The sequence below is a fragment of the Kitasatospora sp. NPDC002543 genome, assembly GCF_053594915.1.
The window spans coordinates 1-9,952 of record NZ_JBSFWR010000075.1; the positions used below are offsets into that span (position 1 = coordinate 1).

Here is a 9,952-nt window from a genome sequence, read left to right on the forward strand (position 1 = left end):
GCGGCGTTGGGGTGCGTGCATCGCAAGGCGGAGGAGGGAGCCACTGCGGAGCATTGGCGACCGACGACAACGCGGCGAGGTGCGTGCCCCGGCGTTGCGCACCCGGCAAAGATCCGCAAGACACGCCCTAGCCTCGGCCGGATGACAGCCATCCTGAACGACGCCGTCCGCGCGCTGCTCGACGCGCCCGTCCCCGCCGTCCTCGCCACCCTCAACCCGGACGGGAGCCCGCAGACCTCGGTGGTCTGGGTCGGCCGCGACGGTGACGACCTGCTCGTCTCCACGGCGGCCGGACGCCGCAAGGAGCGCAACCTGCACCGCGACCCGCGGGCCAGCCTCACCGTCTACGACCCGGCCGACCCGCTGCGCTACGTCGAGGTCCGGGGCCTGGCCACCGTCACGGAGGACACCGGGCGCGCCCTCGCGGTCGCCCTCGCCGAGCAGTACGAGGGGCCCGGCGCCGGCCAGGAGTACCTCGACCTCCCGCCGGAGGTACGGCGCGTGGCCGTCCGGATCAGCCCGACCAGGGTCGTCGGCACCGCGACGACCGGCTGACCGGGGCGGCCGCGGGCCCGGAGTCCGCGACGGCGGCGGGGGTGCCCTCCCCCTGATCGGCAGTGGGGGAGGGCAGCTGACGCCGCGTCGGGTCCTTCGACGGATCGCCGTTCCGGGCCGGGCCGCGCTCCCGTGCGGCGCCCCGGCCGAGGACAGGGTGGGCCACCATGACGCGTGTGTGGAAGTTGCCGCTGTCGCTGCTGCTCGGCGGTGCCGCCGCCGCGGGCGGACTGGCGTTCACCGGGAGCCACGGGGCGGCCGTCCTGTACCTGCTGCTGTTCGCGGGGCTCGCGGTCATGAACTCGCCCCTGGTGTTCCCGAGTTCGCCCGGTGCGGCGGAGGCGCTGCGCCGCAGCGCGGTCGACGGCCGACCGGTGGTCTACTGGCGGCCGGGCTGCGCGTACTGCCTGCGGCTGCGCGTCCGGTTGGGGCGGAGGGCCCGGCAGTTGCACTGGGTCGACATCTGGAGCGACCCGGAGGCGGCGGCGGTGGTGCGGGCGGCCAACGACGGCAACGAGACCGTGCCGACGGTCGTCGCGAACGGCCGGCCGCACACCAACCCCGATCCCGGATGGGTGCGCGGACAGCTTCCGCCCGCCGCCTGAGCGGCGGGCGGTCCGGGCGCGGGGCGGGCGTGCGACGGTCCGGTGGGTGAACGGCCCGGCGGCGTACGGCGATCGGCACAGGTCGGCGCAGGTCGGCGCGGTGCGGACGGGGCGCGGAGGGCCCGGGCGTTGCGGTTCGGTGACATGGAAGGCTCAATTCCGTCGACTGTTCGTACTACCTTCGGTGTGGACGCGGCCCCGGCCTTCGGTCCCCGCGGGAGGGGCGTGAACTGCGCTCTCCTCACCCGTACTTCGCTCAGGAGAACCCGCATGTCCCTCTCGACGATCCGCCGTGCCGGCACCGTCCGTCGGTTGGCCGGAACCGTTCTGACCGCGGCCCTGCTGGTACCCGCGGCCACCGCCTGCTCCTCCTCGTCGGGCACCCGGGGTGCGGCCGCTCCGACCACCGCCGCGGCGGCCACCACGCCGGGCGCCGCCCCCACCGCCGCGCCGGCGGCCACCACGCCCGCCGCGCCGGGCACGCCCGCGGCGTCCGCGACGCACGGTGCCACCGCGCCGACCGCCACGCCCTCCGGGCGTGCGACGACCGCACCGGCCCCGGGGAACCAGCCCAAGCCGGGCGGCCAGGTCCGCACCGAGACCCTGGTGGACGGCAGCACGGCCGAGATCCGGACCCTCGGCGACCAGCACTATCTCGCCAAGGTCGTCAACGACGGCCAGGTCCTCGCCACCCTGGAGACGAAGGGGCACGACGACGGGCTCGACGGCAACGGCATGTTCGTGGTGCTCTCGCTGGACGGGAGGATCCACTCCTGGATGGGCGGCGCACACCAGGGGCCGGGCACCTTCAAGCTGGCGGGCGGCTGGACGGCCAGGGTCACCAGGACCGGCGACCTCCACTACCGCGCGGAGATCCTCGGCGCGGACAACGCGGTGTACGGGACGCTGGAGGCGAACCAGCACGACGCCGGCGTCGACGCCAACGCCGTCCACATCGTGCTCAGCGCCGGCGGTGAGATCAGCGCCCACGAGTGAGCGGCCTCGCGTGAGGGGCCGCGCGCGAGCGCGTACGGCTGAACGTCCGAGAGTGCGCGCGTCCCGGCGCCGGGGGCCGGGAAGCCCGGGACGCCGAACGGCGGTGCCACCGATTCGATCGGTGGTACCGCCGTTCGGCGTTTCGGCCCAAGTCGGCGCGCTGTCAAGGGTGTTGGGTCCAGGCCCGCGGCCGCACCCCGGCCGCCGGGGGCGGGGCCGGCGTTCCGCCGGATTCGGTCGTACGTCTTGTGCGATGTCATGGCCCGGTTCACACTTCCGATTTGCGACCGTGTGAACACCGTGCGTGATCACTTCTCGTTCCTCGTCTGCCGGAGGCGGTCCCCGGCTTCCGCGCGGCCTCCTCCGGCAGGGTCCGGAGAGCGCCGGCCCGTACCCCCGTGCGCCCCCGCGCGCCCACCCCTCGTCGTCCGTACTCCCACCCCACTCGAAGGAGCTCCGGATGAGGCACCCGTGCACCCCCACGCCCCGGCGGCGGTCGTTCGCCGTCCTGGTGGCCGCCGCCCTCGCGCTGGTCGGCCCGGCCTGGAGCGCCGGTCCGGCCGGCGCCACCCAGGCCGCCACCCCGGCCGCCGTCTCCGCCGCCCCCGACGCCGCGGCCCGCGCCACCGCCCTCACCCCGACCGGCGGCGGACCGCGCCTGGTCCGGGTGAGCGCCGATCCGCTCACCGACACCTCCGCCCAGCACGCCACCGAGGTGGAGCCCGACACCTTCGCCCACGGCGGCACGATCGTCTCCTCCGCCCAGGTCGGGCGGTTCGCCGACGGGGGCGCGGCCCGCCTCGGCTGGAGCACCTCGAAGGACGGCGGCGCCAGCTGGCGGTCCGGCATGCTGCCCGGCATCACCGCCTACCAGGGCGGCAGTTGGGCCCGCGCCTCCGATCCCTCGGTCGCCTATGACGCCAGGCACGGCACCTGGATGGTCGCCGGTCTGGTCATCGACGCGGGGCGCAACCCCGTGGGGGTGACGGTCAGTCGCTCCGCGGACGGTCTGGGCTGGCGGGACGCGGTGCGGGCGGTCGGCTTCGACGGCCGGTTCTACGACAAGGAGTGGATCGTCTGCGACAACTCGCCGGTCAGCCCGTACTTCGGCACCTGCTACATCGAGGTCGACGTCCCGTCCTCCGACAACCTGATGGTCATGTCCGTCTCCCGGGACGGCGGCAGCACCTGGTCCGCGCCGGCCGGCCCGTCCGGTGTCAACCTCGGCCTCGGCGGCCAGCCGCTGGTGCGGCCCGACGGCACGGTCGTGGTGCCCTTCTCGACCGACACCACGTCGATCCGCTCCTTCACCTCCACCGACGGGGGCCGCTCCTGGGGCTCCACGGTCCTGGTCGCCGAGGTCTCCTCGCACGAGGTCGCGGGCGGTCTGCGCGACGGCGAGGGCCTGCCCTCGGCCGAGATCGACGCCGCCGGCCGGGTGTACGTCGCCTGGCAGGACTGCCGCTTCCGTGCCGGCTGCCCGGCCAACGACATCGTCTACGCGACCTCGGCCGACGGCACCACCTGGTCCGCCGTGACCCGGGTGCCGATCGACCCCGTCACCAGTGGCGTCGACCACTTCCTCCCCGGCCTCGGCGTCGACCACGCGACGTCCGGCCGCTCCGCGAAGCTCGGGCTGTACTACTACTTCTATCCGGACGCCGACTGCACGGACGCCACCTGCGCGTTGGAGGTCGGCTTCGTCTCCTCCGACGACGGCGGCGCCGCCTGGAGCGCGCCCCGGACCGTCGCCGGCCCGATGCCGCTGTCCCGGATCGTCGCCACGGCGGGCGGCGCGATGGTCGGCGACTACCTCTCCACCTCCGTGCTGGACGGCAAGGCGGTGGCGGTCTTCGCGGTCGGCAGGGCTCCGACCGGCGGCCGGGCCTACGACGAGGCGATGTACGCCGTCGAGGGCGGCCTCGCCGTCCGGGGCGGCACCGTCCCCTCCAGCACCGGTCCGGTGCTCTTCGACGTGCCCGACCGGGGGCGGCACCCCTCGCCGGTGGTCCGCCACTGAGTGCCCGGGCCCGCCCTCCCGTCCCACCGGGAGGGCGGGCCCTTGCGTCCGCCGGCGACGCTCTCCTCGTCGCCGGCGGCTCCCCGCCACCGGTGGTCAGGTGGCCGGGGAGGGCTCGTCCAGGCCGAGCGCCCGGTCCCGGGCGACCTCGGCCTCGCGCTGCGCCAGGCGGAACCCCATGAAGACGACGAAGCCCGCGAAGACGAACCACTCCAGGGTGTAGCCGAGGTTCTGGAAGGCGCGCAGGGTCAGCCCGCTGCCGTCCTCCGGCCGCAGGCCCGCCACCGAGGTGAGGCCGTCCGGCGCGGCGTCGGCCGCCACCCAGCCGTCGTACACCGGGTAGGGGAGGAGGTTGACCAGGGCGGCCGGGCTGATGGTGCCCAGCTGCCCGGCCGGCAGGCCGCCGGCGATCGCGCCGCGCTTGCCGGCGTCCTCCGGTCCCTGGAGGCGCCCGGTGACGGTGACCGGGCCGGCCGGTGCGGGGGGTACCCGGTCGGCGGCCGGCGGGCCCGGGGCCCAGCCCCGGACCACGGCGACGGCGGGGCCCTCGGCGGTGCGCAGCGGGGTGAGCACGTAGGAGCCCTCCTCGCCCCCGAGGACCCGGGCCGGCACGAGCACCTGGTGGGCGGCGTCGTAGCTGCCCGTCGCGAGGACCGTGCGCCCGACCGTGAGCGTGGTGACCATCGGCTGGTCCCGGGTCAGCAGCCGTTCGATCGGGACGGCCTCGCCGGCCGGGCCGTCGGCGGCGTGATGGGTCGTCAACCGGTCTTGGAACCGGCCGAGTTGCCAGGTGCCGAGCCAGAGGCAGACCGTGACGGCCGCCAAGGCGACGAAGACTCCGGCCAGCCAGCGGGGAGTCGCGAGGAAGCGGTACGCGGGCTCACCGCTCCCGCGCGGGCTCACCGTTCCCACGCGGCCCGCCGGGGCTCAGCCGGCCGGGCGGCGCAGCACGGAGACGAGGGTCGCCTCGAGCGCGTCGAGGGCCTCCTCGGAGGTGAAGCGGCCGGACTCGACCTGGTCGCCGGCGGCCTGGACCAGGGTGTAGACGGAGGTGACGAGCCAATGCGCGGGGAGGTCATCCCGAAACGTTCCTTCCTGCCGCCCCCGGGTGATGAGGTGTTCCATCGCCGAGAGGATGCCGGTGTGGTGGCCGTGGACGGCTTCGGCCGGCAGTGCGTGGCGGGCGGCGTGCAGCATGCGCAGATTGCGGTCGAGCAGTTGCCAGGACGACCGGATGAAGGCCAGGAGGGCCTCGTCGGCCGGGCCGTGGGCGAGGTCGGTGGCGTCGACCATGGTGGCGACCTCGGTCAGGGCGCGCTCCATCAGCCGGCTGAGGAGTTCCTCGCGCGAGGAGAAGTGCCCGTACAGGGTGACCCTGCCGACTCCGGCGGCCGCGGCGATCTCGGTCATGCTCGCGTTGGGGTTCTTGCCGAGGCAGCTGGCAGCGGCGGCGAGGATCGCGGCGATGTTGCGCTCGGCGTCGGCCCGGCGGGGGGCGGCGCCGCCCCGCCGGGCCTTCGCGGCGCCGCTGTGGTGTTCGGATTCCATGAAACGGAGTCTAAAGACCGTGGGCGGGTCCTCTCGGTGGACGTGTCAGTGGACGTGGACGCCGGCGGGCATGTCGGCCTTGCCCTTGGGGATGACCAGCAGCCCGATGACCGCGGCGACCGCTCCGATCGCGGCCAGCGTGCTGTAGGCGGCGGAGAACCCGGTGTCGGTGTGGGCCGCGATGCCGGCCGCCGCGACGGTGGAGACGGTCGCGGCGCCGATGGCTCCGCCGACCTCGTGGAAGGTGTTGACCACCCCGGAGGCGATCCCGGCCTCGTGGTGGGAGATGAAGCCGAGCGCCGTGGTGGTCGCGGAGACGAAGACGGGGATGATCCCGACGGCCCCGATGACCAGGCCGACGATCACGCCCGCGGTGCCGCCGGTCAGGGAGAGCACGAGGGCGCCGGAGGCCGAGACGAGCAGCCCGCCCGCGGCGACCAGGCGCGCGCCGGCGTGGCCGATGAGGTGCGCCGCGAGGTGGGCGCCGACCGCCGTCGCCACGGCGACGGGCAGCAGCAGGGCGCCGGTGGACAGGGCGGACAGCCCGCGCACCTCCTGGAGGTAGAGGGAGCCGAGGAAGACGTAGCCGAGCAGCAGGCCGGTGGCGATCAGCATCAGGAAGGAGCCGGCGGCGACCGGACGCTTGGCGAGGATGCGCAGGTCCATCAGCGGGGAGGCGGTCTTGCGCTCGACCAGGGTGAACAGGGCGTAGAGCAGCACGGCGCCGACCAACGGCACCAGGGTGTCGGCCGAACCCCAGCCCGCGTCACCGGCCTTGATCAGGCCGTAGATGAGCGACCCGGTCGCCGCGGTGGCGAGGACCGCGCCCGGCAGGTCGATCCGGCGCTCGCCGTGGGTGGCGGAGGCGGTCACCAGCCGGGGGATGACGACGAGGATGCCCAGGCCGACCGGGACGTTGATGAAGAAGGCCCAGTTCCAGCCGGGGCCCGCGGTGAGCACGCCGCCGAGCATCGCGCCGACCGCGAAGCCGATGCCGCCGAGGGTGGCCCAGATGCCCAGGGCCTTGTGCCGCTCGGCGCCGTGGAAGGTGCGGGTGATGGTGGCCAGCGCGGCCGGTGACAGCAGTGCCGCGCCGACGCCCTGGGCGAGCCGTCCGCCGATCAGCACGGTCGCGTTCCCGGCGAGCCCGACCACCAGCGAGGCGGTGGTGAACAGGAGCAGGCCGGTGACCAGGAGGCGCCGGGCGCCGAAGGCGTCGGACAGCCGGCCGCCGAGGAGCATCAGGCCGCCGAAGCAGAGGGTGTAGGCGGTGACGGCCCAGGTCAGGGTCTCGCGGCTGAGCCGGAGGTCCTCGCCGATGCTGGGCAGCGCGACGTTGATCACGGTCACGTCCACGATCAGCATGAACTGCGAGAGGCAGAGCAGCGTGAGCAGCAGCCAGCGACGCGGGTCGGGCTCCGCTTGCGGATGGGCGTCCGACGGTGCGTGGGCAGCGTGAGTCATCAGGGGAACCCCTTATCTCAGACAGGTGTGTATGAGTTAAGGGATACCGCAGGACGGCCAAGTTGAACAACCCTGTATGAGTTAATGTCTCCCCCCGGAGAGTCCGCCCCCGGGCGTCTGGGGGCGCCGCATCGGCCGGCCCCTGCTTCCGCCTGGTGATTCCGCCCGCGGTCGACCCTTGACCCTATGCGTCATAGTAGTTAAGTTGGACATTGTGTTCGACTTGATGGTGCGCCAGAGGCGCCGTCGAGCTGACGTGACGACAGGTCGGTCGTTCCGCAGGGCCCTTGAGGACTCTCCGTCGCCTGGGCACATCCCAGCCCGGGTCCGAGCGAGCCGCCCCCGACGCGGGGCCGCGTCCTTGTGAAGGAGCTTCGTGAACGTCATCGCCAGACTGGCCGTGGCCAGAAGGGGATTGATCCTCGCGCTCACCGTGTTCGTCGCCGCCCTGGCGGGGTTCTACGGGGCGGGCGTCCAGCAGCACCTCGCCAACGGGGGCTTCCAGGACCCGTCGTCGGAGTCGATGCGGGTGGACTCCACCCTGGCCGGGGACTTCGGCACCGGGGCGCCCAACCTCGTCGTCATCGTCACCGGGCGCGACGGCCGCGGCCCGGAGGACCCCGCCGTGGTGGACGCCGCGTCCGGCCTGGTCCAGCGGATCCGCTCCTTCGACGGCGTCGTCTCGGCCGACTCCTACTGGACGTCCGGCCGGCCGGCGGCGCTGCGCTCGAAGGACGGCGAGAGCGGTCTCGTCCTGGTCCGGCTCAGCGGGAACGAGGGCACCTACCAGGCCACCGCGAAACGGATCGTCCCCCGACTGGGCGACGACCGGCTGGACCTGCGGTTCACCGGGATCGCCCAGACCTACGTCGACGTGGAGAAGGTCTCGGCCGACGACCTGCTGCGCGCCGAACTGATCGTCGCCCCGATCACGCTCGTCCTGCTGATCGCCATCTTCGGCAGCCTCGCCGCCGCCCTCCTCCCGCTGCTCGTGGCGGGGGTCGCCGTGGTCTTCACCACCGGGGTGCTCCAACTGCTCACGGAGCTCACCCCGGTGTCGGTCTTCGCGCTCAACGTGACCACCGCGCTCGGGCTCGGACTCGCCATCGACTACAGCCTGTTCGTCATCAGCAGGTTCCGCGACGAACTGGCCGCCGGGGCCGACGTCGGCCGGGCGGTGCGGACCACCGTGCGGACGGCCGGCCTGACCGTCCTGTTCTCCGGCCTCACCGTGGCCCTCTCGCTCTCGGCGCTGCTGGTCTTCCCGATGTACTTCTTCCGCTCGATCGCCTACGGCGGCATCGCGGTGGTCCTGGTGGCGGCGCTCACCTCGGTGGTCGCGCTGCCCGCCCTGCTCGCCCTGCTCGGCCACCGGGTGAACAGCCTCGACGTGTTCGGGCGGTTCCGGCGGCGCACCCCGAGCGGCTTCTGGCGCCGGCTGGCGCTGGGCGTGATGCGCCGTCCGGTCCCGGTCATGACCGTGATCGTCGCCCTGCTGGTCGTGCTGGGCAGCCCGTTCCTGTCCGCCTCGTTCAGCCTCGCCGACGACCGGGTGCTGCCCGCGTCCTCGCCGGCCCGCCAGGCGGCCCAGTACCTGCGCGACAACTTCGACGTGGGCGAGACCAACCCGATCCCCGTCGTGCTGTCCGGGCTGTCCGACGCCGACGCTCCGCGGGCGCTCCCGCCGTACGCCGAGCGGCTGTCCACCCTGCCGGGCGTGCGGCGGGTGGACACCCTGACCGGCTCCTACGCCGACGGGCGGCAGGTCGCGCCGCCGACGGAGGCGTCCGGCCGCTTCACCGGTCCGGAGGGGAGCTGGCTGTCGGTCGTGTCACCGGTCGAGCCGTACTCCAAGCCGGGCCGCGCGCTCGTGGCGGCCGTGCGCGAAGCGGACGGGGCGCCCGTCCCGGCCCGCGTGGGCGGGCAGGCCGCACAGCTGGTGGACACCACCCGTGCCACCGGCGACACCCTGCCGACGGCGCTGCTCATCATCGCGGTGACGACCTTCGTCCTGCTCTTCCTGTTCACCGGCAGCGTCCTCATTCCGGTGAAGGCCGTCCTCTTGAACCTGCTGAGCCTGACGGCTACTTTTGGATCGATGGTCTACGTCTTCCAGGACGGTCACCTGAAATGGCTTGTCGGTGAATTCACGAACACCGGCATGATCGATGCGACAATGCCCGTACTCATGTTCTGCATCGCTTTCGGGCTGTCGATGGACTATGAGGTCTTCCTGCTCTCCAGGATTCGCGAGGAATACCTGCGGAGCGGGGACAACACGCACTCCGTCGCGCTCGGCCTGGAGAAGACCGGCCGGGTGATGAGCGCGGGCGCGCTACTGATCGGCACCGTGTTCGTCACGTTCGCCTCCTCCGGGCTCACCCTGCTCAAACTGCTCGGGGTCGGCCTGGCGCTGGCGGTCGTCGTCGACGCGACCCTGGTCCGCGGCCTGCTCGTGCCCGCCTTCATGCGGCTGGCCGGCCGGGCGAACTGGTGGGCGCCCGGGCCGCTGCGCCGGCTGCACGACCGCTTCGGCCTGAGTGAGCATTCCGAGGAGATTCCGGAGGAATATCGCGACCGGCCGGATCCGATCGCGGGGCGGGCGCCGGCGGAACGCTCGGCCTGACCTGGGTGCGGGCGGCTCCCGCTGCCGGGATCCGCCCGTTCCGGCGAAATTCGTTGACGCTCGACCGGGGCCCGGCTAGGGTTCCGACGGTAGAAATTCCGAGCGAATGTAAATGGCTCGGAACGCGCTATGGAGATT

8 protein-coding genes are annotated in these 9,952 nt (G+C 73.5%); 5 read left to right on the forward strand and 3 right to left on the reverse strand.

The window, feature by feature from the left end; all coding sequences use genetic code 11:
• Window positions 1-141 precede the first annotated feature (141 nt).
• The 4 genes from ACWD4P_RS26825 to ACWD4P_RS26840 all read left to right on the forward strand — a co-directional run bounded on the left by ACWD4P_RS26825 (window position 142) and on the right by ACWD4P_RS26840 (window position 4,176).
• Entirely contained in the window at window positions 142-555 is a 414-nt protein-coding gene (locus tag ACWD4P_RS26825) for a PPOX class F420-dependent oxidoreductase (protein ID WP_359827440.1), read from the forward strand.
• 167 nt (window positions 556-722) lie between these two features.
• On the forward strand, window positions 723-1,160 hold the full coding sequence (locus ACWD4P_RS26830) for a glutaredoxin domain-containing protein (protein ID WP_449781343.1): 438 nt from the start codon (window positions 723-725) through the stop codon (window positions 1,158-1,160).
• A gap of 270 nt (window positions 1,161-1,430) precedes the next feature.
• The gene (locus ACWD4P_RS26835) at window positions 1,431-2,156 is read left to right on the forward strand and encodes a hypothetical protein (RefSeq protein WP_449781344.1); all 726 of its coding nucleotides are present in this window, start codon (window positions 1,431-1,433) and stop codon (window positions 2,154-2,156) included.
• A 460-nt stretch (window positions 2,157-2,616) separates the two neighbouring features.
• A complete protein-coding gene (locus ACWD4P_RS26840) occupies window positions 2,617-4,176 on the forward strand; it encodes a sialidase family protein (protein ID WP_449781345.1) in 1,560 nt (519 codons plus the stop codon).
• Window positions 4,177-4,272: 96 nt separating this feature from the next.
• Here the strand turns inward: ACWD4P_RS26840 and ACWD4P_RS26845 are convergent, their stop codons facing one another.
• Genes ACWD4P_RS26845 through ACWD4P_RS26855 form a run of 3 tightly spaced genes read right to left on the reverse strand, consistent with a single transcriptional unit; the run spans window position 4,273 to window position 7,188 of the window.
• Window positions 4,273-5,079, reverse strand: a complete 807-nt coding sequence (locus tag ACWD4P_RS26845) for an SURF1 family protein (RefSeq protein WP_449781346.1) — start codon at window positions 5,077-5,079, stop codon at window positions 4,273-4,275.
• A 24-nt stretch (window positions 5,080-5,103) separates the two neighbouring features.
• Window positions 5,104-5,724 (reverse strand): TetR/AcrR family transcriptional regulator, encoded by a 621-nt coding sequence (locus ACWD4P_RS26850; RefSeq protein ID WP_359817571.1) that lies wholly within the window; start codon window positions 5,722-5,724, stop codon window positions 5,104-5,106.
• A 45-nt stretch (window positions 5,725-5,769) separates the two neighbouring features.
• On the reverse strand, window positions 5,770-7,188 hold the full coding sequence (locus tag ACWD4P_RS26855; RefSeq protein WP_449781347.1) for an MFS transporter: 1,419 nt from the start codon (window positions 7,186-7,188) through the stop codon (window positions 5,770-5,772).
• A gap of 376 nt (window positions 7,189-7,564) precedes the next feature.
• Here ACWD4P_RS26855 and ACWD4P_RS26860 point away from each other — a divergent pair, with 376 nt between their 5' ends.
• Window positions 7,565-9,814: an MMPL family transporter gene (locus ACWD4P_RS26860; RefSeq protein ID WP_449781348.1), complete on the forward strand. Its 2,250-nt coding sequence runs from the start codon at window positions 7,565-7,567 to the stop codon at window positions 9,812-9,814.
• Window positions 9,815-9,952: the final 138 nt, after the last annotated feature.